This is a genomic window from Teichococcus aestuarii (genome assembly GCF_042651065.1).
GTDB lineage: Bacteria > Pseudomonadota > Alphaproteobacteria > Acetobacterales > Acetobacteraceae > Pseudoroseomonas > Pseudoroseomonas aestuarii.
This window is the reverse complement of record NZ_JBHSCH010000021.1, coordinates 17,017-39,345: the sequence shown is the minus strand read 5'-3', so window position 1 is coordinate 39,345 and position 22,329 is coordinate 17,017. Positions and strand designations below refer to the sequence as shown.

General features: G+C 73.4%; 23 protein-coding genes. 3 read left to right on the top strand and 20 right to left on the bottom strand.

Features of this window, described 5'->3' with window-relative positions; all coding sequences use genetic code 11:
• Window positions 1-63 precede the first annotated feature (63 nt).
• The gene (locus tag ACFOY6_RS10625) at window positions 64-585 is read right to left on the bottom strand and encodes a YceD family protein (RefSeq protein WP_109516047.1); all 522 of its coding nucleotides are present in this window, start codon (window positions 583-585) and stop codon (window positions 64-66) included.
• A gap of 14 nt (window positions 586-599) precedes the next feature.
• On the bottom strand, window positions 600-1,157 hold the full coding sequence (locus tag ACFOY6_RS10620; RefSeq protein WP_379650613.1) for a ubiquinol-cytochrome C chaperone family protein: 558 nt from the start codon (window positions 1,155-1,157) through the stop codon (window positions 600-602).
• A gap of 193 nt (window positions 1,158-1,350) precedes the next feature.
• On the opposite strand from ACFOY6_RS10620, the gene ACFOY6_RS10615 reads away from it, so the two are divergent.
• On the top strand, window positions 1,351-1,893 hold the full coding sequence (locus ACFOY6_RS10615; RefSeq protein ID WP_245906167.1) for an outer membrane protein assembly factor BamE: 543 nt from the start codon (window positions 1,351-1,353) through the stop codon (window positions 1,891-1,893).
• Between the two features lie 186 nt (window positions 1,894-2,079).
• On the opposite strand, the gene ACFOY6_RS10610 is transcribed toward ACFOY6_RS10615, so the two are convergent.
• The 12 genes from ACFOY6_RS10610 to ACFOY6_RS10555 all read right to left on the bottom strand — a co-directional run bounded on the left by ACFOY6_RS10610 (window position 2,080) and on the right by ACFOY6_RS10555 (window position 12,040).
• Window positions 2,080-3,291 (bottom strand): MFS transporter, encoded by a 1,212-nt coding sequence (locus ACFOY6_RS10610; protein WP_379650610.1) that lies wholly within the window; start codon window positions 3,289-3,291, stop codon window positions 2,080-2,082.
• On the bottom strand, window positions 3,291-4,259 hold the full coding sequence (thiL, locus tag ACFOY6_RS10605) for a thiamine-phosphate kinase (protein WP_379650608.1): 969 nt from the start codon (window positions 4,257-4,259) through the stop codon (window positions 3,291-3,293). Before thiL ends, ACFOY6_RS10610 begins: the two co-directional genes overlap by 1 nt.
• Before the next feature lie 63 nt (window positions 4,260-4,322).
• The gene (gene nusB / locus ACFOY6_RS10600) at window positions 4,323-4,847 is read right to left on the bottom strand and encodes a transcription antitermination factor NusB (RefSeq protein WP_379635985.1); all 525 of its coding nucleotides are present in this window, start codon (window positions 4,845-4,847) and stop codon (window positions 4,323-4,325) included.
• Entirely contained in the window at window positions 4,844-5,377 is a 534-nt protein-coding gene (gene ribH / locus ACFOY6_RS10595) for a 6,7-dimethyl-8-ribityllumazine synthase (RefSeq protein ID WP_109516051.1), read from the bottom strand. The genes nusB and ribH overlap by 4 nt, the downstream gene beginning before the upstream one ends.
• Window positions 5,378-5,389: 12 nt before the next feature.
• Complete coding sequence (gene ribB / locus ACFOY6_RS10590) at window positions 5,390-6,508, bottom strand: 3,4-dihydroxy-2-butanone-4-phosphate synthase (RefSeq protein ID WP_379650606.1); 1,119 nt, start codon at window positions 6,506-6,508, stop codon at window positions 5,390-5,392.
• Complete coding sequence (locus ACFOY6_RS10585) at window positions 6,505-7,137, bottom strand: riboflavin synthase (protein ID WP_379650604.1); 633 nt, start codon at window positions 7,135-7,137, stop codon at window positions 6,505-6,507. The genes ribB and ACFOY6_RS10585 overlap by 4 nt, the downstream gene beginning before the upstream one ends.
• The gene (ribD, locus tag ACFOY6_RS10580; protein WP_379650602.1) at window positions 7,138-8,313 is read right to left on the bottom strand and encodes a bifunctional diaminohydroxyphosphoribosylaminopyrimidine deaminase/5-amino-6-(5-phosphoribosylamino)uracil reductase RibD; all 1,176 of its coding nucleotides are present in this window, start codon (window positions 8,311-8,313) and stop codon (window positions 7,138-7,140) included.
• On the bottom strand, window positions 8,310-8,888 hold the full coding sequence (locus ACFOY6_RS10575; protein ID WP_379633505.1) for a GNAT family N-acetyltransferase: 579 nt from the start codon (window positions 8,886-8,888) through the stop codon (window positions 8,310-8,312). Before ACFOY6_RS10575 ends, ribD begins: the two co-directional genes overlap by 4 nt.
• 7 nt (window positions 8,889-8,895) lie before the next feature.
• Window positions 8,896-9,351, bottom strand: coding sequence for a transcriptional regulator NrdR (gene nrdR, locus ACFOY6_RS10570; protein WP_109516056.1), 456 nt, complete (start codon window positions 9,349-9,351; stop codon window positions 8,896-8,898).
• Between the two features lie 24 nt (window positions 9,352-9,375).
• Window positions 9,376-10,677: a serine hydroxymethyltransferase gene (glyA, locus tag ACFOY6_RS10565; RefSeq protein WP_379633503.1), complete on the bottom strand. Its 1,302-nt coding sequence runs from the start codon at window positions 10,675-10,677 to the stop codon at window positions 9,376-9,378.
• 4 nt (window positions 10,678-10,681) lie between these two features.
• Window positions 10,682-11,158 carry a ribose 5-phosphate isomerase B gene (gene rpiB / locus ACFOY6_RS10560; protein WP_109516058.1) on the bottom strand — a complete coding sequence of 159 codons (477 nt, stop codon included), beginning with the start codon at window positions 11,156-11,158 and terminating at the stop codon, window positions 10,682-10,684.
• A gap of 45 nt (window positions 11,159-11,203) precedes the next feature.
• On the bottom strand, window positions 11,204-12,040 hold the full coding sequence (locus ACFOY6_RS10555; protein WP_379650599.1) for a dienelactone hydrolase family protein: 837 nt from the start codon (window positions 12,038-12,040) through the stop codon (window positions 11,204-11,206).
• A gap of 158 nt (window positions 12,041-12,198) precedes the next feature.
• On the opposite strand from ACFOY6_RS10555, the gene ACFOY6_RS10550 reads away from it, so the two are divergent.
• Together ACFOY6_RS10550 and hemB are read left to right on the top strand one after the other, a co-directional pair.
• Entirely contained in the window at window positions 12,199-13,500 is a 1,302-nt protein-coding gene (locus tag ACFOY6_RS10550; RefSeq protein WP_379650597.1) for an O-acetylhomoserine aminocarboxypropyltransferase/cysteine synthase family protein, read from the top strand.
• Window positions 13,497-14,498 carry a porphobilinogen synthase gene (hemB, locus tag ACFOY6_RS10545; RefSeq protein ID WP_379633499.1) on the top strand — a complete coding sequence of 334 codons (1,002 nt, stop codon included), beginning with the start codon at window positions 13,497-13,499 and terminating at the stop codon, window positions 14,496-14,498. Before ACFOY6_RS10550 ends, hemB begins: the two co-directional genes overlap by 4 nt.
• A 70-nt stretch (window positions 14,499-14,568) precedes the next feature.
• Here hemB and ACFOY6_RS10540 read toward each other — a convergent pair whose 3' ends face one another.
• From ACFOY6_RS10540 to ACFOY6_RS10515, 6 genes are all read right to left on the bottom strand, one after another.
• Window positions 14,569-15,522, bottom strand: a complete 954-nt coding sequence (locus tag ACFOY6_RS10540; protein ID WP_379633498.1) for an aldo/keto reductase — start codon at window positions 15,520-15,522, stop codon at window positions 14,569-14,571.
• Between the two features lie 125 nt (window positions 15,523-15,647).
• Window positions 15,648-16,796: an alpha/beta hydrolase gene (locus ACFOY6_RS10535; RefSeq protein WP_109516062.1), complete on the bottom strand. Its 1,149-nt coding sequence runs from the start codon at window positions 16,794-16,796 to the stop codon at window positions 15,648-15,650.
• A gap of 155 nt (window positions 16,797-16,951) precedes the next feature.
• Window positions 16,952-18,154, bottom strand: a complete 1,203-nt coding sequence (locus tag ACFOY6_RS10530) for a CaiB/BaiF CoA transferase family protein (RefSeq protein WP_379650595.1) — start codon at window positions 18,152-18,154, stop codon at window positions 16,952-16,954.
• A 132-nt stretch (window positions 18,155-18,286) separates the two neighbouring features.
• A complete protein-coding gene (locus ACFOY6_RS10525) occupies window positions 18,287-19,609 on the bottom strand; it encodes an SLC13 family permease (RefSeq protein WP_109516064.1) in 1,323 nt (440 codons plus the stop codon).
• A 219-nt stretch (window positions 19,610-19,828) separates the two neighbouring features.
• Entirely contained in the window at window positions 19,829-21,367 is a 1,539-nt protein-coding gene (locus tag ACFOY6_RS10520; RefSeq protein WP_379650592.1) for a malonyl-CoA decarboxylase, read from the bottom strand.
• A gap of 137 nt (window positions 21,368-21,504) precedes the next feature.
• A complete protein-coding gene (locus ACFOY6_RS10515) occupies window positions 21,505-22,188 on the bottom strand; it encodes a GntR family transcriptional regulator (RefSeq protein WP_109516066.1) in 684 nt (227 codons plus the stop codon).
• Window positions 22,189-22,329 lie beyond the last annotated feature (141 nt).

The following is a 22,329-nucleotide window of genomic DNA, read 5'->3' as shown; positions in this document are numbered from 1 at the left end:
TCTTGATACGCCGTTGTTACGCAGGCTTTGAGAGGGTTGAAACGCAACCCTCTCGCGCCACGCTCAAGGCTTGCCGCCCTTGAGCACGGCGAAGGGGTTGGGCCGCTTCGGCGCCGGCTCGTCCGCCTCCTCCGCCGCATCCAGGGCCGGCAGGGTGGCGCCCGGGGCACGCGGATAGGGGTCGAGCGCCAGGGAGAGCTGCTCCGCCAGCGCCTCGCCCAGTTCCATCACGCCGCGCTCGGTGGGAATCTCGTCCGGCCCGTCCGGGTCCTCGTCCGACGGCTCCTTGCCGGAGGGCAGGAAGCGCAAATCCACCGCCTCATCCAGCGCCTGCGTCACCGGCTCCAGCGTGACGACGCAGGATTGCACCACGGAGGCCCGCAGCCGCCCCCGCGCGCGGATGGCGCCACCACCCTCCACCCGCAGCTCCAGCTCGGCGCCCAGGGCATTGACGGCGGGGATGCCGAAGCGGCGCGCCAGCGCGGCGCACTCCGCCTCGGTGGCACGCACCGTCTGGCGGCGCCCTTCGGGGCCGACCGCGACCCAGGGCAGGGTGCGGGAGAATTCCAGGGGCTGGTCGGTCATGCGGCCTCCTGCGTTCACTGCGGGATCTCGTCCCGGGGCGGGGGGAAGGTGACCTGGCCCCGCAGCAGGGCATCCAGCCCCTGCGCGGCCAGGGCGTCGTCGGTGGCCAGGGCCAGGGCGGCCAGCGCGCGCGGCGCCGGCGCGTCCTCCGCCACCACGCCGCGCCACACATTGCGCGCCAGGGCGGCGGCCAGCGCCGCCGTGTCGCGCGCCTCCAGCGGCGCCTCATAGGCGCGGGCGCGGCCGTGGAAGGCCTCCCACATGTTCTTCACCCGCTTGGCGATGGACATGTCGCCCACCCCCATCTCGCGCAGGTTGAAGTCCATGTCGGCGAACATGGCGTCGAACACCGCCTGGGCCAGCACGGCGCCGCGCCGGTCGGCGTCGCGGTGCAGGCGGCGGATCAGCAGCGCCACCTGCAGGCCGATCAGGTCGAACCGGCCATCCAGCGTGTCCGGCACGCCATAATGCGCGAAGAAGACGGGGTGGCGCGCCGCCCGCACGGCGGCGCCGTACAGCTCGAATCCCTGCCGCTCATGCGGCTTGCGGCGGAACAGGCCGAACAAGGCCATGGTCGGGACAGGCTCCTTCGAAACCCTGGGCGAAACCCCGGGTCGGTTCCCCGGGCGGCACAGGCCGGTTGACCCCGATGCGGGGCGGTGGCAATCGACCGTGCAGATGGACCGCAACCCCGCATTGGTCAATCCGACCGGCCCGCCGGCGGGTGCCGCGCGGGGCGAAGGCCGAGAGGAATTGGGGCGCCCCGTGAACAGCGACGTGACCAGCAGCGACACCACCCGCAGCATGTTCCGCCCGCGGCCGGCCGGCAAGGCCCGCGCCGCGCTGCTCGCGCTCATCCTGGCCCTGCCCGCCGCCGGCTGCTCGGTCTTCGAGGCGCCGCCGGTGCAGCGCGGCAACCGCGCCGACCCGGAGCTGCTGGCGCAGCTCACCCCGGGCGTGCAGACCCAGGCCGATGTGCAGGCCCTGCTCGGCTCCCCCACCGCCACCGGCACCTTCGACCGGAACATGTGGTACTACATCAGCTCGGTGACGCGGATGCGCCCGGCCAGCCACTTCACCGTCGAGGACCGCCGCGTCATCGCCATGCGCTTCGACGAGGGCGGCACGCTGCGCGACATCCGCGAGGTGGGCCAGGACGACATGCGCAGCGTGGACATGGTGGGCCGCACCACCCCCGTGCCGGGCACGGAGCGCACGGTGCTGCAGGCGCTGTTCGGCAATATCGGGCGCGTCGGCGCCGGTGGCCTCGGCTCGGAGACGGCGCCGGGCGGCGGGCCGGGGCGCTAGAGCCTTTTCCGTTCGTACTGGCTCACGGAAAAGGCTCTAGCTCATTGTTTTCGCGAGCATCTTCACGCGGTCAGGCGAAGCAGCCTGCTCGCGATCTGCTCTAGGCCCTCCCCCTTCCCCGCCGCCATGGCATGAAAAAAGCCCGGGAAGCCTCCCGGGCTTTTTTTGCGCCGCCGGCCGCCCTGCTCAGGCGGCGCTCGGGCGGCGGGCCTGCAGCAGCACCAGCAGCAGCGCCAGGCCGACGGCGGGCAGCAGCGCCAGGTTCAGCACCATCCAGCCCGCCTGGGCATGGATGGCGCCGGAGGCGAAGGCGGTGCACGCCACCGTGCCGAAGACGATGAAGTCGTTGGCCGCCTGGGCACGCACCCGCTCCTCCGGCCGGTGCGCCTCGGCCAGCAGGCTGGTGGCGCCGACGAACATGAAGTTCCAGCCCAGCCCCAGCAGCATCAGCGCCACGCTGAAATGGCCGAACTCCCGCCCCGACAGCGCCACGGCGACGCAGAACAGGTTCAGCAGCGCCCCCGCCGCGATGATCCGCCGCACGCCGAAGCGGGCGATCAGCCGCCCCGTGACGAATCCGGGCGCGAACATCGAGACGGCGTGCAGCTGGATGACCGTGGCGCTGGCACCGACGCCGAAGCCGCAGAGCATCATCTCCAGCGGCGTCGAGGTCATCACCAGGTTCATCGTGCCATAGGCCACGGCGCCGGTGATGGCGGCGGTGAGGAAGGCCGGGCGGGCCAGGATCTCGCCGATCGGCGTCGCCACCTTGGGCCGCGGCGGGGCCGGCGGCAGCTTCGCGCGGGAGAGCAGCGCCAGGCAGACCAGCGGCAGCAGCGCCAGGATCAGGTAGGTGCCGAGGAACAGGAAGGGCGCCAGCATGTCGCGGCTGTGCTTCACCAGCTCCGGCCCGAAGATGGCGGAGAGCACGCCGCCCGCCATCACCAGCGAGATGGCGCGCGGGCGGTAGGCGGGCGTCGCCACCTCGGCTGCGGCGAAGCGGTAGTGCTGCGAGATGCCGAAGCCGAGGCCCGCCGGGATGGCGCCGAGGCAGTAGAGCAGGAAATCGCCCTGCCAGACGCCGAGCGCGAAGGTCAGGCTGCCGAGGCAGGCGCCGAGGGCCCCCAGCACGAAGCCCGCCTTCCGCCCCAGCCGGGCGAAGACCAGCCCCGCCGGGATGGAGGCGGCCATGGTGGAGGCCATCTGCAACGCCATGGGCAGGGTGGCCAGCGCCTTGTCGCTGGCCAGGCTGTGGCCGATCAGCGCCGACATCGCCACCTGCCCCACCACGGAGGCGTTCATCAGCGCCTGGCAGGCGAACATCAGCCAGACCGTCCTGCGCATCTCGGCGTCCGCCCGGGCGTTCCCCACGGCGTCCGCCGGTTCCGTTCCTGCCATCAGAAGTGGCTCCATCCCCCCTGGCCGAGGTCAAGGCGCGCCCCGGCTCCATCCACCACCGTAACCACGGCCTCGCCCGGCGCGAAATGCCCGATGCGCGACACAGCCACGCCGCAGGCGGCGGCCTGGGCGCGGATCGCCTCCGCATCCCCGGGTGCCGCGGCGAAGAGCAGCTCGTAATCGTCGCCGCCGGTCAGGATGCGCGGGAGCAGCGCCGGCGCCCCGCGCAGCAGCGCCCGCGCCGCCGGCGAGAGCGGCACATCCGCCGCGCGCAGCACGGCGCCGCAGCCGCCGGCGCGGCAGAGATGGCCGAGATCCTGCGCCAGCCCGTCCGACACATCCATCGCCGCGCGGGCGAGGCCCGCCAGCGCCTGCCCCAGCCCCAGGCGCGGGCGCGGCAGCCGGTAGCGCTCGGCCAGGAAGCCCGCCGCATCGGCCGGGAACTCGCCCTGCAGCACGCCGAGGCCCAGCGTGCCGTCGCCGATGCTGCCCGAGACCCAGATCTCGTCGCCCGGCCGCGCCCCCGCCCGGCGCAGCGCCGCGCCGGGCGCCACATGGCCGAGGATGGTGAGGGAGAGATGGATCGGGCCGGGGGTGGAGACGGTGTCGCCCCCCAGCAGGGAGAGGCCGAATTCGCGCTGGTCCGCCGCCAGCCCGGCGGCGAAGGCGCCGAGCCAGCCCTCCGGCAGGCCGCGCGGCAGGCCGGTGGTCATCAGGTAGCCGAGCGGCGCCGCGCCCATGGCGGCGAGGTCGGAGAGGTTGGTGCGCAGCAGCTTGCGGCCGATGGTCTCCGGCGGGTCGTCCGGCAGGAAGTGGACGCCCGCCACCATGGCGTCCGCCGCCAGCACCAGCTCCCGACCCGCGGGCGGCGCCAGCAGCGCGGCGTCGTCCTCCAGCTCCAGCGCGCCGGGGCCGGCGAGCGGGCGGAAATGCCGGGCGATCAGCGAGAATTCCGGCGGCAGGGTCATGGGAACAGGGTCATGGGGAAGGCTCTCCGCCCCGGCGGGGAGGCGGCGCCTCCCCCGCCCGGCTCAGCGCTGGAACTCGGGGGCGCGCAGCGAGCGGGCCATGGCGTCCAGCACGCCATTGGCGAAGCGCGGCTCCTCGCCGCTGAAGAAGCCGTGCGCGATGTCCATGTATTCGTTGATCACCACGCGGGCCGGCGGCTGCGTGCCGGAGGACAGCTCGAAGGCCGCGGCGCGCAGCAGGGCGCGCAGCACCGGGTCGAGCCGCACCACCGTCCAGTCGCCCGCCAGATGACCGCCGACGATCTCGTCCAGCAAATCGCCCTGGCGCGCCACGCCGCGCACCAGCTCGGCGAAGAGCGGAACGTCCGCCAGCGGCACGCGGCCATCCTCGAAGCCGCCGGCATCGGGGCCGATGCGGTGGCGGACGAACTGGTCGAGCACCGTCTCGGCCGCCTCGCCGGTCTGCTCGCTCTGGAACAGCGCCTGGATGGCGGCGACGCGCGAGCCGGTGCGCGGGCGGCCCTGCGGCGGCGCCGGGCGCTTGCCCTGCGGGCCGCCCTTGGGGGCACCCTTGCCGGAGCCGCTCACTTCGCGCCCCACTTCACGTTCCAGCGGCGCGCGAGCGCCACCTGCGCCAGCAGCGCATGCGCCGCCTCGGCACCCTTGTTGTGGCGGTCGTTGGAGGAACGGGCCACGGCCTGGGACAGGGTCTCCACCGTCAGCAGGCCGAAGCCCAGCGGCACGCCGGTCTCGCCGCTGATGTCCATGACGCCCTGGCAGACCGCCTCGCAGATGAACTGGTAGTGGTCGGTCTCGCCCTTCACCACGCAGCCATGCAGAAGGAAGCCGTCCCAGCCCCCGTCACCGCCCCTGGCCCCGCTACCGGCCCCGCCCTGCGGCGCCGCCTTCAGCGCCAGGCGCAGCGCGGCGGGCAGCTCGAAGGCGCCGGCCACGTCCACCACCTCCAGCGTCGCCCCCGCCTCGGCCAGCACGCGCTCGGCGCCGTGCCGCATGCCGGAGACCACGGCCTCGTAATACGGCGCCTGGATCAGCAGGATGCGCGGCGGCGGGCCAGGGATGGCGGGGGTGGCGCGCTCCGGCGCGTCGATGGTGCTCATGTATTCAGGTGCTCACTGGTGCTCGATCGGCCGGGTCTCGGCCACGGTCAGGCCGTAGCCCTCCAGCCCGACGATCGCCTTGGGGTGGTTGGTCAGCAGGATCATCTCGCGCACGCCGAGATCGGCCAGGATCTGCGCGCCGATGCCGTAGTCGCGCAGCTCCGGCTGCTCGCTGCGGTCGCGCCCGGCGCGGACCCGCTCGGAGAGGGCGGTGGGCTTCACGTCGCGGATCAGCACGACGACGCCGCGGCCCTCGCGCGCGATGGCCTCCATGGCGTGGTGCAGCTCGGCCGCGCCGTTGGTGCCGACGATGTCGGCAAAAAGGTTCACCGCATGCATCCGCACCGGCACCGGGCCGGGCCGGGCCAGGTCGCCCTTCACCAGCGCGACATGCTCGCCGTATTCCAGCGTGTTGGCATAGACGACGGAGCGCCACTCGCCGCCCGGCGCCCCGGCATGGCGGCCTTCCTCGACGCGGCGCACCAGCCGCTCCGTGCGGCGGCGGTGGCCGATCAGGTCGGCGATGGTGCCGAGCTTCAGCCCGTGGTGCTGGGCGAAGGCCACCAAGTCCGGCATCCGGGCCATGGTGCCGTCCTCGTTCATGATCTCGCAGATCACGCCGGCGGGGTTCAGCCCGGCGAGGCGGGCGAAGTCGACCGCCGCCTCGGTGTGGCCGGCGCGCACCAGCGTGCCGCCCTCGCGCGCCACCAGCGGGAAGACATGGCCGGGGGTGACGATCTCCTCCCGCCGTGCCTCGGGGTTGATGGCCACCGCCACGGTGCGCGCACGGTCGGCCGCCGAGATGCCGGTGGTCACGCCGTCCCGCGCCTCGATCGAGACGGTGAAGGCGGTCTGGTGGCGGGTGCCGTTGCTCTGCGCCATCAGCGGCAGGCCGAGCTGCTCCACCCGCGCCTTGGTCATGGCCAGGCAGATCAGCCCGCGCGCGTGGCGGGCCATGAAGTTGATGGCGTCCGGCGTGGCGAACTGGGCGGGGATGACGAGGTCGCCCTCGTTCTCGCGGTCCTCGTCATCGACGAGGATGAACATGCGGCCGCGCCGGGCCTCCTCCAGCAGCTCCTCGGTGGGGCTGAGGAACTCCGAGAAGGAGGTGCGCTGGGTCAGAATATTCATGCCTTGGTCTCCCCCCGCCGGGCATCGCCCGCCTCGAACTCACGCAGGCGGGCGACATAGCGCGCCAGCATGTCGATCTCGATATTCACCGGCGCGCCGGGCCGCAAGCCGCCGAGCGTCGTCACCTGCGCCGTGTGCGGGATCAGGTTCACGCCGAAGCGGCTGCCCTCGACGTCGTTCACGGTGAGCGAGACGCCCTCGATGGTGACCGAGCCCTTCGGCGCCACGAAGCGGGCCAGAGCCTCGGGCAGCTTCACCACCAGGCGCAGCGAGCCGTTCTCGGGCGTGGCGGAAACCACCTCCCCCACCCCGTCCACATGGCCGGAGACGACATGGCCGCCCATCTCGTCGCCCATCTTCAGGGCGCGCTCCAGGTTGATGGTGCCGCCCTGCCGCCACTGGCCGAGCGTGGTCTTGCCCAGCGTCTCGGCCGAGACCTCGACGGTGAAGCGCCGCTCGTCGCGCGCGATGACGGTGAGGCAGCAGCCGGAGCAGGCGATGGAGGCGCCGAGCGCGGCCCCCTCCAGCCAGCCCTCGGGCGCGGCGATGACGAGGCGCATGTCCTGCCCCCCGCCGATCGGCGTGACCTCGGCCACCTGGCCCTGGGCGGTGATGATCCCGGTGAACATTCAGTCGGCCCCGATCTGGCTGGAATGGGTCTCGCTGGCATACTCGCTGAGCAGGTCCGCCCCCGGCAGCGCCAGGGCGGTGCGGCGATATCTGGGCATGGCCGACAAAACCTCCAGCGGCAAAGCGTCCAGCGCGGCCCTGCCATCGGCGCCGATGATGCCAGGGGCATGGAACCAGGCCAGCCGGTCTACCAGCCCGGCGCGCAGCAGCCCGGCGCCGAGCGCCGCGCCGCCCTCGGCCAGCACCCGCGTCAGGCCCCGCGCGGCGAGCGCCCGCAGCAGCGCGGCGGGGTCGAGCCCCAGGGGAACCCCGTGCGCGCCCTCGGCCTCCGGCACCTCGACGATCTCGGCGCCGGCGGCGCGCAGCGGCTCCAGCAGCGCATCCGGGTGGCCGGGGCGGGTGGCGACCCAGACCGGCCCCTGCCCCTCCCGCAGCATGCGCGCCGTGGGCGGCAGGCGCAGCCGGGCATCGGCCACCACGCGCACCGTCGGCACGGCGGCATAGCCGGGGATGCGGCAGGAGAGATCCGGGTCGTCGGCCAGGGCGGTGCCGCTGCCCACCAGCACGGCGTCGTGCCGGCCGCGCAGGGCGTGCGCCATGCGCCGCGCCTCGGGGCCGGTGATCCACTGGCTCTCGCCGGTGCGGGTGGCGATGCGGCCATCCAGCGTGGTGGCCAGCTTCAGCGTGACCAGCGGCAGGTTCCGCGTCAGGCGCTTGAGGAAGCCGGCGTTCAGCGCCCGCGCCTCCGCCTCCAGCAGCCCCACCGAGACGGCGATGCCGGCGGCGCGCAGCCGCGCCAGCCCGGCGCCGTCCACCCGCGGGTCGGGGTCGCGCATGGCCACCACCACGCGGGCCACGCCGGCGGCCACCAGCGCATCGGCGCAGGGCGGCGTGCGGCCCCAGTGGCAGCAGGGCTCCAGCGTGACATAGGCGGTGGCGCCGCGCGCCGCCGCCCTGGCGCGCTTCAGCGCCTCCGTCTCGGCCTGCGCGGGGCCGCCGGGAGCGGTCCAGCCGCGCCCGACCACGGCGCCATCGCGCACGATGACGCAGCCCACCGCCGGGTTGGGCCAGGTGTTGCCGAGGCCACGGGCGGCCAGCGCCAGCGCCTCGCGCAGATGCGCCTCGTCGGCCGCCTCCGCCGCCTGGCCCGGGTCCTGGCCGGCGCCCGTGCTCATGCCGCGGCGCAGGGCAGCGCGCCGCCCGCCGTGGCGCCGGCCAGGGGCTTGGCCAGCACGGTGTGCGGCAGCGGCACCTGCAGCACCGGCTCGGTGCGCTGCCCGGCCGCCTGCATGGCGTAGCCGCGGCGGCGGAACAGGCCGAGGGCGCGCAGATGCCCGCTCGGCACCCGCACCCGCAGGCTCTCCGCCCCGGCCGCGGCCAGATGCCGCTCCATGGCGGCGAGCAGGGCGGAGCCGATGCCCTGGCCGGCCGCCCCGGGCGCCACCCACAGCCCGGTGATGCGCGCCGGCTCGCCGGGCTGCGCCGGCTCGGCCAGGATGCAGCCGAGCGGGCGGCCCTCCGCCTCGGCCAGCAGCAGCGGGCCATGGGCGGCGAAGAGGGCCGCGAAGCGGCCGGCATCGGCGCGGGCGCGCAGCCGGGCCGGCATCAGCGCCGCCGGCCCCTGGGCGAAGGCGGCGGCGGCCATCACCGCCAGCGCCGCCCGGTCGCCCGGCAGGGCCTCGCGCAGCGTGGCCAGAACGGCGGCGGCGTTCCCGGCGGCACGGGCCGCGGGATGGAAGAGGATCACCATGGGTCTGTCAGCCGTTGCGGTCGAGCGAGCCGAGAAAGGCCTGGAAATCCGCGGCCTCGCCGAAATTGCGATAGACCGAGGCGAAGCGCACATAGGCCACCTGGTCGAGTTCCTTGAGCGTTTCCATCACCATCTCGCCGATGGCGCGGGAGCTGATCTCGCTCTCGCCCTCGGCCTCCAGCCGGCGCTGGATGCCGTTGACGATGCGCTCCACCCGGTCCTCGTCCACCGGCCGCTTGCGCAGCGCGATGCGGATGGAGCGGGCGAGCTTGTCGCGGTCGAAGGGCACGCGGCGCTGGTCGGACTTCACCACCGTCAGCTCGCGCAGGGTCACCCGCTCGAAGGTGGTGAAGCGGGCGCCGCAGGACGGGCAGGACCGCCGGCGGCGGATCGCCGCCCCGTCATCGGCGGGGCGGCTGTCCTTCACCTGCGTGTCCTCGCTGCCGCAGAACGGACAGCGCATCTCCCGCCCCCCTGCCCCGGCCGCTCAGCGGTAGATCGGGAAGCGCTGGCAGAGCGCCAGCACCTCGGCACCGATTTCGGCCTCGACCGCGGCATTGCCTTCCGGGTCGTTGGCGCGGGAGAGGCCGAGCAGCACGCGGCCGATCATCCGCCCGATCTCGCGGAACTCCGCCTCGCCCAGGCCACGCGTGGTGCCGGCCGGCGTGCCGAGGCGGATGCCCGAGGTGACGAAGGGCTTGGCCGGGTCGAAGGGGATGGCGTTCTTGTTGCAGGTCAGGTGGGCGCGGCCCAGCGCCGCCTCGGCCGCCTTGCCGGTCAGGTTCAGCGGGCGGAGGTCGACCAGCATCAGGTGGTTGTCCGTGCCGCCGGTGACGATGCCGGCGCCCTGGGCCACCAGCTCATCCGCCAGCGCCTTCGCGTTGGCGACGACGGCCCTGGCATAGGCGCGGAACTCGGGGCGCAGCGCCTCGCCGAAGGCCACGGCCTTGGCGGCGATCACATGCTCCAGCGGGCCGCCCTGCAGGCCGGGGAAGACGGCGCTGTTGAACTTCTTGGCCAGCGCCTCGTCATTGGTCAGGATCATGCCGCCACGCGGGCCGCGCAGCGTCTTGTGGGTGGTGGTGGTCACCACATGGGCGTGCGGGAACGGGCTGTCATGCGCGCCGCCGGCCACGAGGCCCGCGAAATGCGCCATGTCCACCATGAAGGTGGCGCCCACCTCGTCGGCGATGGCGCGGAAGCGGGCGAAATCCCAGGCGCGGGAATAGGCGGAGCCGCCGGCGACGATCACCTTGGGGCGGCTCTCGCGCGCGATGCGCGCCACCTCCTCCATGTCGATGCGGCCGCTCTCGCGCTCCACCGTGTAGGGCGCCACCTTGAACCACTTGCCGGACTGGTTGGCGGGCGAGCCATGCGTCAGGTGCCCGCCGGCGGCGAGGTCGAGGCCCATGAAGGTGTCGCCCGGCTGCATCAGGGCGAAGAACACCGCCTGGTTGGCCTGGGCGCCGCTGTGCGGCTGGACGTTGGCGAAGCCGCAGCCGAAGAGCTGCTTGGCGCGCTCGATGGCGATGGTCTCGATCTCGTCCACCACCTCGCAGCCACCGTAGTAGCGCTTGCCGGGCAGGCCCTCGGCGTACTTGTTGGTCAGGATCGAGCCCTGGGCCTCCAGCACGGCGCGGGAGACGATGTTCTCGGAGGCGATCAGCTCGATGCCGTCCTGCTGGCGGGTCAGCTCACGGCCGATCAGCGCGGCGATGTCGGCATCGGCCTCGGCCAGCGGGGCGCCGAAGAAGCGGCCGGCGAGGTGCGCGGGGGACAGCTCGTTCATCGGTTCAGGCCTCCTGGGCGGTGCCGGCGGCGAGGATGCGCGGCGTGATCTTGGCGATGCGACGGTCGTGACGGCCCCCTTCATAGGGGGTGGTCAGGAAGGCGGAGAGCGCGTCCAGCACCACCTCCGGCCCCACGGTGCGGGCGCCGAAGCAGGCGATGTTGGCATCGTTGTGGGCGCGGGTCAGCCGCGCCTCGGTGGTGTTGTGCACCACCACGGCGCGGATGGCGGGGTGGCGGTTGGCGGCGATCGCCATGCCGATGCCGGTGCCGCAGACCAGCACGCCGAAGCGCGCCTGGCCGCCCGCCACCGCCTCGGAGACGGGATGGGCGAAATCGGCGTAGTCGCAGCTCTCGCTGCCATGGGTGCCGAAGTCGAGCACGGGGTGGCCGGCCGCCTCCAGCGCGGCCCGCAGGCTGTCCTTCAGGGCGACGCCGGCATGGTCGGCGCCGAGGGCGATGGGGGTGTCGGCCGGATTCATGGCGCCCCCGTTACCACGCCTCGCGGCGGCGGGAAATGCAAAGCCCTAGGGCCTGGATGCAGGGCCGGCATGTGCGGCGAGGAAGGCCAGCGCTCTTGGCATGGCGAGCGACCGCGCAGCGGGGTGGGCGCCGGCCGTCACCCGCCGGCCGTCGGGCAGTTCCAGGGCGCGCGGCGGCGCCTCGCCCGGTGCGTCGAAGCCATGGCCGGCGCCGGGGTAGAGCACCGCCTCCACCCGGCCCGGCGGCTGCGCCGCGGCCCAGCCCTGGCAGAAGCGCGCGGGCGTCCAGTCATCCGCCTCGCCCAGCAGCAGCAGGAGGGGAATGGCGGCCATGGTGCCGGCACGGCGGGCGGCGAGGCAGCCGGGGTAGAAGGCCACCGCCGCCCGCACCAGCCCCGGCTCCTCCCGCCCGACCGCCGCCAGCACCGTGCTGCCGCCATGCGACCAGCCGAGCAGCAGCACCCCACCGGGCGCCGCCCAGCTCTGGGCCTGCGCCCAGGCGGCGGCGGCCAGGGCATCGGCCGCGCGCACCGGGTCCGGCCGCGCCGGGTGCTCCGGCCGGCCGCAGGCCGGGCCGAGGCCGCGGCTGCCGAAGCTGTCGGGGAACAGAACGGGGTGGCCGGCTTCCACCAGCCGCGCCGCCCAGTCCCGCTCCCGCGCCGGCGCGCGCAGGGCCGCCCCGGCGGCGCCGATACCGCCGCAGCCATGCAGCGCCACGACCGGAACGCCGAGCGGGGCGCCGGCCGGCGGCAGGGCCAGCAGGGCGCGCAGCGGGGTGCCCTCCGGCCCGGGCAGCGTGACGGGCCGCAGCTCCACGGCCCGGGCGGCGGGCGGTGCCAGGGCGAGGAGCGGCAGCAACAGGGAGAGGAACAGGCGGCGCATGCGGCCGAGGCTGCCACCACCGCGCCGCCGCCGGGCATGAAATCGGCGCAAGGCGCGGGTGGCCATGCGGCCGGCGGGCCAGGGCCGCGCGCATCGCCCCTTCCCCCCCGCCCCCGCCCCGTGGCACCACAGCCCCCACGAAAAGCGGGAGGCGCAGTATGGCCAGCACCAGTAACCCCGAGACCCTCGCCCTGCATGCCGGCTGGCGGGCGGACCCCAGCACCGGCTCCGTGGCGGTGCCGATCCACCAGACCACCAGCTTCCAGTTCCAGGACACCGGCCACGCCGCCCGGCTCTTCGCGCTGGAGGAGGGCGGCAACATCTACAGCCGCATCATGAACCCGACGCTCGACGTGCTGGAGCGGCGCATGGCGGCGCTGGAGGGGGGCGTGGCGGCGCTGGCGCTGGGCTCGGGCCAGGCGGCCAGCAGCTTCTGCGTGATGAACCTCTGCGCGGCGGGGGACAACATCGTCTCCTCCACCGCCATCTATGGCGGCACCTGGAACCTCTTCGCCAACACGCTGAAGCAGTTCGGCATCGAGGTCCGCTTCGTCGACCCGGCCGACCCGCAGGCCTTCGCCGCCGCCTCCGACGACCGCACCCGCGCCTGGTACGCCGAGACGCTGCCCAACCCGAAGCTGGAGGTCTTCCCCATCGCCGAGGTGGCGGCGCTCGGGCGGGGCATGGGCATCCCGCTGATCATGGACAACACGGCGGCGCCGATCCTCTGCCGGCCGCTGGAGCATGGCGCGGCCATCGTCATGCACTCCACCACCAAGTGGATCGGCGGGCATGGCAGCAGCATCGGCGGCATCGTCGTCGATGGCGGCAATTTCGACTGGGCGGCCCACCCGGCGCGCTTCCCCACCCTGAACCAGCCCGACCCCAGCTACCACGGCGCCGTCTGGACCGAGGCCGCGAAGCCGATGGGCCCCGTCGCCTACATCCTGCGGATGCGCACCTGCCTGCTGCGCGACATCGGCGCGGCGATGGCGCCGATGAACGCCTTCCTCTTCCTCCAGGGGCTCGAGACGCTGCCGCTGCGGATGGAGCGGCACTGCGCCAACGCGCTGCGCGTGGCGGCCTTCCTCGCCGCGCACCCGGCGGTGGCGAAGGTGATCCATCCCTCCGTGGCCGGCGGCGCGGCGCGGCAGCGGGCGGCGGCGCATCTGAAGGGCGGCCTCGGCAGCCTGCTCGGCTTCGAGCTGAAGGGCGGCGCCGAGGCGGGCCGCCGCTTCATCGAGGCGCTGCGGATGTTCTACCACGTGGCGAATATCGGCGACGCGCGCAGCCTCGCCATCCACCCCGCCACCACCACGCACAGCCAGCTCTCGGCCGAGGAGCAGGCGGCGGCCGGCGTCACGCCCGGCTATGTGCGCCTCTCGATCGGCATCGAGCATATCGACGACATCCTGGCCGATCTCGGCCAGGCCCTGGCCGCCGCCGGAGCAACAGCATGACCTCTCCCCTGGGGGCCTTCCCCGCCATCCGCCCCCGCCGCAACCGGCACGATGCCTGGACCCGCCGGCTGGTGGCCGAGCACCGCCTCTCGGTGGACGACCTGATCTGGCCGATCTTCGTCATGGAGGGCAGCGGCGGCATCTCCGATGTGGGCTCCATGCCCGGCGTGCAGCGGGTGACGATCGACCGGCTGGCGCAGCACGTGGCACCGGCGGTGGAGCTCGGCATCCCCGCCATCGCCCTCTTTCCGATGACGCCGCCGGAGCGGAAGGACGCCGAGGGCACCGAGGCCACCAACCCCGAAAACCTGATGTGCCGCGCCTCCCGCCTGCTGAAGCGGGAGTTCCCTGATCTCGGCCTGGTGGGCGACGTGGCGCTCGACCCCTACACCGACCATGGCCATGACGGCGTGATCCGCGACGGCTACGTGGCCAATGACGAATCCCTCGCCATCCTCGCCGCCCAGGCGGTGAACCAGGCGGAGGCGGGCATCGACGTCATCGCGCCCTCCGACATGATGGATGGCCGCGTCGGCGCCATCCGCGCCGCGCTCGACGGGCGCGGGCTGATCCACACCCGCATCATGTCCTACGCCGCCAAGTACGCCTCCGCCTTCTACGGCCCGTTCCGCGACGCGGTGGGCTCGGGCGGCGCGCTGAAGGGCGACAAGAAGACCTACCAGATGGACCCCGCCAATTCCGACGAGGCGCTGCGCGAGGTGGCGCTCGACCTGGCCGAGGGCGCGGACATGGTGATGGTCAAGCCCGGCATGCCCTATCTCGACATCGTCCGCCGGGTGAAGGACCGCTTCGCCGTGCCGACCTACGCCTATCAGGTGAGCGGCGAGTACGCGATGATCATGGCCGCCGTGCGCAATGGCTGGCTGGACCACGAGAAGGCGATGCTGGAGAGCCTCCTGGCCTTCAGGCGCGCCGGCGCCGATGGCGTGCTGACCTATTTCGCGGTGGATGCCGCGCGCAGGCTGCGCGAGCGCTGAAAGGCCGGGGGAGAAGGAATTCTCCCCCGGGCCCCCTCATCTTCTTTCTGTCAGCAAGGCAAGGGCGGCCTCAGCCCACGGAGGCGCGGTCCAGGTGCTCCATGTCCTCCTGGTCGAGCCGGAGCGCCGTCGCCGCCAGCAGCTCCTCCAGTTGTTCCGGCTTCGTCGCGCTGGCGATCGGCGCGGTGATGCCGGGGCGCGCCATCATCCAGGCCAGCGCCACCCGCGCGGGCGTGGCGCCGTGCCGCGCCGCCACCGCGTCCAGCGCCGCCAGGATGCCGAGGCCGCGCTCGTCCAGATACTTGGCGACACCCTGGCCGCGCGGGCTCTGCCCGAGATCGGCCTCCGAGCGGTACTTGCCGGTGAGGAAGCCGGCCGCGAGGGAGAAATAGGGAATCACCCCCAGCCCTTCCTCCTGGCAGACCGCCTCCAGCGCCGCCTCGTAGCGCATCCGCTCGGCGAGGTTGTAGTGCGGCTGCAGGCTCTCGTAGCGCGGCAGGCCGAGGCGGGCGCTGGTCTCCAGCGCCTCCCGCAGCCGCGGCGCCTCGTGGTTGGAGGCGCCGATGGCGCGCACCTTGCCCTCCCGGATCAGTTCCGCGAAGGCGCCGAGCGTCTCCTCCAGCGGCGTCTCCGGGTCGTCCTTGTGCGCCTGGTAGAGGTCGATCCGCTCGACGCGCAGGCGGCGCAGCGAATCCTCCACGGCGCGGCGGATATAGGCGGCGGCCAGCCCCTTGCGGTCCGGCGCCAGCTCCATGCCCACCTTGGTGGCGATCACCACCTTCTCCCGCCGCCCGCCGCCCTGGGCCAGCCAGTTGCCGATCACCCTCTCCGACTCGCCGCCCTGGTGGCCTGGCGCCCAGACGGAATAGACATCGGCGGTGTCGATGAAATTGCCGCCCGCTTCCACGAAGCGGTCGAGCAGGCGGAAGCTGTCCGCCTCGTTCGCCGTCCAGCCGAAGACGTTGCCGCCGAGGCAGAGGGGCGAGACGCGCAGGCCGGAGCGGCCGAGTTCGCGCAGTTCCATGGCGGAATCTCCTTCCTGTCAGCCGGTCAGTATTGGCGCTTCCGGCCGGATGGGAAGCGCCGGATGCGCGGAGGGCGGCCCCCTGGCCGGGAGCCGCCCTCCGCAGCCAGGTCAGGCGCCGTGCCTCAGCCGCGCGGCACGGGGCGGCGCGGCGGCTGCGGCGGCACGATGGTGGGTGCCGGCAGGGCGAAGGCGGAGCGCAGCTCGCCCGCCATGAAGCGCTGCGCCTCGCCGGCACGGGCCAGCAGCTGCGGGTCGGCGCCGAAGAACTCGTGCGTCACGCCCGGGTAGTCCTGCGCCACCACCTGCACGCCCGCCGCGCGCAGCTTGTCGGCCAGCATCATGCCGTCGCTGCGCAGCGGGTCGATCTCGGCGGTGACGATGACGGCCTTGGGCAGGCCGCGCAGCTCGGCCCGGCCATAGACATTCAGCCGCGGGTCCTGCAGCTCGGCCGGGCCGCTGGTGTACTTCTCGACGAACCAGCGCATCATCGCCGCGTTCAGCGGCTTGGCCATGGCGTTCTCGCGGTAGGAGGGCGTGGTCATGTCGGTGCCGGCCACCGGGTAGATCAGGCCCATCGCCACCGGCAGCGGCGCGCGCGCCTCGCGGGCCGACATGGCGGTGGTGATCGCCAGGTTGCCGCCGGCGCTCTCGCCCACCACGGCCACGCGGGAGAGGTCGGCGCCAAGCTGCGCCGCGTTCTGCACCGCCCAGATGTAGGAGGTGTAGGCGTCGTCATGCGCGGAGGGGAACTTGTTCTCCGGCGCCTGGCGGTAGTGCACCGAGAGCACCACGGCCTGCGCCTCGGCCGCCAGGGCGCGGGCCGAAGCGTCGTAGGTGTCGAGGTCGGCGATGACGAAGCCGCCGCCATGGTAGTAGACGATCAGCGGCAGCAGGGCGCGCGGCGGCTGGCCGGCGCGCGGCGGCTCCACGGGGCTGTAGAGGCGGGCCATGAGCGGCCCGGCATTGCCCGGGATCTCCAGGTCGCGCACCACCGGCAGCGGGCGCGGCGCGACGGGCAGGCCCTGGGCGCGCAGCCGGTGCTTCACCGCGTCGGCCATGCCGGGCTGGCGGCGCGCTTCCTCGGCGCTCAGCGTCTCGATCGGCTTGGGATTCAGCGCCTGCAGGCTCTCCAGCAGCGCACGCATCTGCGGATCGGCCTTGCCGGTCGGGTCGGCGGGGGGCAGCGGCATCGGCTCGGTGGCGCAGGCGGCCACCAGACCGGCCAGGCCCATCGGCAGCAGCAGGCTGGCGCGGCGGGACATCATCGTCATCGGTATCTCCTCGGGAGCCGCCCGCGTGTCGGCGGGCGGCCTTGCGAGGGCGGAACGTCAGGCCGGCGCTTTTGGTTGCCCGGCTCCCGCTTGCGGCCCGGAGCGGGAGGAGGCGCCGCCGCCCTCCCCCGCCCCGCCTGTTCAGACGATAAAGCTCAGACGATGCCTCCCTGGCGCATCGCCGCGATCTCCGCCTCCGAGTAGCCGAGGCCGGAGAGCACGCTCTCCGTGTGCTGCCCCAGCACCGGCGCGGCGGAGCGGTAGTCGGGCGGGGTGGCCGAGAGCTTCACCGGGTTGGCGATGACCTTCACGCTCTCGCCCGAGGCGTGCGGCATCTCCACCACCATGTTGCGCGCCACCACATGCGGGTCGGCGAAGACATCCTTCAGCGTGTTGATCGGGCCGCAGCCGATCTTCAGCGCCTCCAGCTTCTCGATCCACTCCTTGGTGGGGCGGGTCTTCGTCACCGCCGTCAGCGTCTCGGTCACCAGCGCGCGGTTGCCGACGCGGGCGGCGTTGGTGGCGTAGCGCTCGTCGGCCAGCAGGTGCTCCAGCGCGAAGTTCTTGCAGAAGCGCTCGAAGGTCGGGTCGTTGCCGATGGAGAGCACCATGTAGCCATCGGCGGTGGGGAAGACCTGGTAGGGCACGATGTTGGGGTGCTGGTTGCCGAGGCGCGGCGGGTTCTCGCCGGTGGCCAGGTAGTTCATGCCCTGGTTGGCGAGCCAGGCCACATGCGTGTCCAGCATGCCGATGTCGATCTGCTGGCCCTGCCCTGTCGCCTGCTTGTGGCGCAGCGCCGCGAGCACGCCGATGGTGCCGTAGAGGCCGGCGAACAGGTCGGCCACCGGGATGCCCACCTTCTGCGGCTCGCCCTCCGGCTCGCCGGTGAGCGACATGACGCCGCCCATCGCCTGGATCAGCGCGTCGTAGCCCGGGCGCGGCGCATAGGGGCCGGTCTGGCCGAAGCCCGTGATCGAGCAGTAGATCAGCCCCGGATACTTTTCCTTCAGCTGCTCCCAGCCGAGGCCGTACTTGGCGAGCGCGCCGACCTTGAAGTTCTCGACCAGGATGTCGGCCGTCTCCAGCAGCTTGTGGACGATGGCCTGGCCCTCGGGGCGGGCGATGTCCACCGTCACCGACTGCTTGTTGCGGTTGACGCCGACGAAATAGGCGCTCTCCCGCGTGTTCGGCACATAGGGCGGGGCGAAGCCGCGGGTGTCGTCGCCCGCCTCGGGGCGCTCGATCTTGATCACCTCGGCACCCAGGTCGCCCAGCATCTGCGTGCAGGTGGGGCCCGCCAGCACCCGGGTCAGGTCCACCACGCGCAGGCCCTTCAGCGGGCCGGTCGGCTCAGTCATCGCTTCTGTCTTCCGTTTGCTGTCAACACTTACCACGGGTCGGGCGGCGTCGGCCGGCTTTCCGGCCACGCCCCATCAAGCCAGAAGCGGCGGCGGAGGGCCAGCCCACCCAAGCCGCTTCCGGCATGCCTCTCACAGCCAGCCGGGCACGATCAGCACCGCCCAGGCCAGCAGCGGCCCCGCCACCACGACGAGGCCGCTGTAGACGAGGAAGCGGCGGAACAGCTTCTCCCGCTCGCCCTCCGGCGCGTTGGCCAGCACCAGCGCGCCATTGGTCGAGAAGGGGCTGACATCGACAATGGTGGCCGAGATGGCCAGCGCGGCGATCATGCCGACCGCCCCGACCTCGCCCCCCGCCAGGAAGGGCACGGCGAGCGGGATGATGGCCCCCAGCACGCCGGTGGAGGAGGCGAAGGCCGAGACCACGCCGCCGATGTAGCAGAGCAGCAGCGCCCCCAGCAGCGGCGCGCCGAGGGCCACGACGCTGCCGCTCACCAGATCGACCGCGCCCGATTTCTGCAGCACGCCGACATAGGTGATGACGCCGGCGATCAGCAGCACGGTGGACCAGCTCACCTTGTCCACCGTGCCCTTCTGGGATTCGGGCGCCACCAGGGCCAGCGCCACGGCCACGGTGATGGCCATCAGGCCGACGTTCAGCCCGAAGGCGAGCGAGCCGACGCCGAGCACGAGCAGCCCCAGCAGCGTCAGGCCGCGCTGGGCGTCGAGGGCGGGCACGGCGTGCGGCTCCCCGCCCTTCGGCGCGGCGGGGGTGCCGCCATGGCCACGCACCGGCAGCGAGGGGCGGCCGCCTTCCTCGAACTCGTCATGCGCCACGCCGTCGCGCCGGCCGATCAGCCGGGCACCGCCGAAGACGAAGTACACCGCCACGGCGACCGCCAGGTTGAACAGCAGGCTGGCCAGGAACAGCACCATCTCGTCGCCCGGCAGCCCGGCGCGCTCGACGATCTGGTTGGTGATGCCGCCATAGATCGAGATGGGTGAGAAGCCGCCGCCCTGCGCGCCATGCACCACCAGCAGGCCCATCATCAGCGGGTCGATGTTGTAGTGGCGGGCGAAGCGGAGCGCGATGGGCGCGATGATCGCCACCGCCGCCGGACTGACCGCGCCGATGGCGGTGAGGATGGCGGCGACGCCGAACATCACCCAGGGAATGGCGGCGATGCGCCCGCCCACCGCCCGCACCGCCCAGTGCACCAGCAGGTCGATGGTGCCGTTCTTCTGCGCGATGGCGAAGAGGTAGGTAATGCCCACCAGGGTGACGAACAGGTCGCCCGGGAAGCCGGCCAGGATCTGGCTGGCCGTCATGCCGACCGCGAAGACACCGATGAGGAAGGCCAGGGCGAAGGCCAGCGCGCCCATGTTGATGGGCAGCGCCGTGCCCAGGATGAACATCACGACAAGCCCCATCGTGGAGGCGAGAGCGGGTGACATGGTCTTGGATCGTTCCTGCGGCTGGACGGGGCCGATGGGCTGCCGGTGGCTTCTTGGCGCCTGTGCGTTGCGGAAAGGCGGCGCGGCGCGGGGCCGCCTTCCTGTTCGGTGCCCCCGGCGCCGCGCTGCCGCCTGGCCCGGGGCTTTAGGGCAGAACGGGCGGGCGGTGGAACCCTCCCCCGCCGCCTGTCCCGCCCGCCGGGGCCATGGCCCCGCGGGTCAGGAGGCGGCGTTCTCGCGCGGGGGCGGGGCGGGCGCGCCGCGCTCCGGCGCCCGGCCGCTGCCGCCCAGCACGCGCGGCAGCCGGGCGCGGGCGCCGCCGGTTGCCGGCGCCGGCAGGCGCGGCTGGGCCAGCATGGCCTCCACCGCCGCCGAGCGCGCCACCGTGCCGGAGCGGGTGAAGGCCTCGTGGTTGGCCTCGATGCTGTCGGGGTCGTAGAGGTAGTTCACCATCACCCCGTGCGATTCCTCCAGGCCACGCGGCGCGGTGTTGCCCAGCCAGTTGATGCGCTCCAGCCGCGCGCCATTGCCGAGGTGGAAGCGCGCCACCGGGTCGATGTTGCCCATGCCGGTGTTGGGGCGGGTCAGGTACTCGGCGGCCAGCCGCATCAGCGGGCCGCGCAGCGCCGCCTCGCGCGCCGGGTCGCGCCACCACTCGCCCTCGGCCACCTGCTCCAGCAGCGCGGCGGTGGAGAGGGGCCCGGCCTCGGCCACGCTCTCCTCCTGCGCGGGCGGCAGCAGGGCGGCCAGCGCGCCCCGCTCCTCCGGGGTGAGGGCCTGGCCATCGCGGTCCAGCCGGCGCTTCAGCCAGCGGCGGAAGCCCGGCACGGGCGAGAGGGTGGAGAAGTGCTTCAGCCCCGGCAGGTCGGCCTTCAGCTCCTCCACCACCTGCTTGATCAGGAAGTTGCCGAAGGAGATGCCGCGCAGCCCCTCCTGGCAGTTGGAGATGGAGTAGAAGATGGCGGTGTCGAACCCGGCGGGCGGCTGCGGCGCCGGGTCGCGGCTGAGCGCCAGCAGCGGCTGGATGGCGCCGGCCAGCCCCTTCACCAGCGCCACCTCGACGAAGATCAGCGGCTCGCCCGGCAGGGCGCGGTGGAAGAAGCCGAAGCAGCGCCGGTCCGGCGCGAGGCGGCGGCGGAGGTCCTCCCAGCCCTGGATCTCGTGCACCGCCTCGTAGCGGATCAGCTTCTCCAGGATGGCGGCGGGGGTGTCCCAGTCGATCCGGCGCAGCTCCAGGAAGCCGCGGTTGAACCAGGAGGTGAAGAGGTGGCGCAGGTCGGAATCCAGCGGCTTCAGCGCCGGCTCGCGCTTCAGCCCGGCCAGCAGCTCGGTGCGCAGCGCCACCAGCGCGGCGGTGCCGCCGGGCGCCATGTTCATCCGCCGCAGCAGCTCCTGGCGGGGCGGCTCGGCGCATTCGAACAGCGCCATGGCCCGCTCGGCCGAGGGCTCGGCCAGGTAGGCCTCAGCGGCGGCGCGCAGGCTCTCCTGGTCGGGCAGGAAGTTGCCGGCGAGGAAATGGCGGAAGGCGGCGCGGTCGCCCGCCTCCAGCGTGCCCAGCACCTGCAGCAGCTCGCGCGCCACGGCCGCGCCGGAGGCCTCGCCCCGCTCGGAGAGCAGCGCCATGGCCAGCAGCCGCGCGCGGTCCAGCGGCGGGGTGGCGGCGCCGGGCACGTCGGCATAGGGCCGGCCGCGATCAGCGATCCCGGACCAGAGCCGCTCGATCCAGGTGCGCGCGCCAAGGGTGATGGACAGCGCCATGGAACTTCCTCCCGCATAGCGGGGCGTGCTACCCGCAGCCCCAGGCCAGCCAGTAGAGCGCAGGCCAGGCGGCACGGGAACCGGAAATTATGCGGCGCCCCGTTCCGCATGAACTTTTGTATGCAAAACTCCGCGGATCAGTTCGCTTCGCCCACAATTTCCCGGAGATCACCCTGCATGAAGCGCGCCAGCGCGGCGCTGGCGGAAAGCATGTGCGCCCGCATCAGCTGCGCCGCCTCGTCCCCTGCCCCGCGCAGCATACGCTCCAGCACCGCCTGGTGCTCGGCATAGGATTGCTCGATGCGCCGGTCGCCCCGGTACTGGGCGCGGCGATAGGGGGCCAGGCGCTGCCGCAGCCCCGCCGCGTGCTCGGCCAGCACGCCGTTGTGGGTGCCGCGGTAGATCAGCTCGTGGAAGCCCTGGTTGTAGGCATCATAGGCCGCCAGCGCCCCGGGCCGCTCCTCCGGGCAGGGGTGGAAGCCGGCCTGGAGCGCCTGGAGGGCGAAGCGCTCGGTGGCCGTCATCCGCCAGGTGGCGAAGCGGGCGCACATCGCCTCCGTCTCGGCCAGCAGCTCGAACAGTTCGCCCAGCCGCTCCAGCGAGACCCGCGCCACCCGGGCGCCCCGGCGCGGCGTGATCTCCACCATGCCCTGCGCCGCCAGCTCGCGCAGCGCCTCGCGCACCGGGGTGCGGGAGGCGCCGAAGCGCCCGGCCAGCGCGCCCTCGTCGATCTCGCTGCCGGGCGGCAGGCGGCCGGCGGTGATGTCGTCGGCCAGGCGCAGGCGGATGGTCTCGGCCAGGGTGGGCGATGCAAGGCTCATGGGGGCGGATGCTGCCCCCGCCCCGCGCCCGCCACAAGACGCACACCACGAGGCAGGGCGCCGGGTCAACTTGACGGGTTGCCGGGATGGGTTGCCGGGGTGGGTTGCCGGCATGGGTTGCCCTGGCGCGTGGCCCGGCGC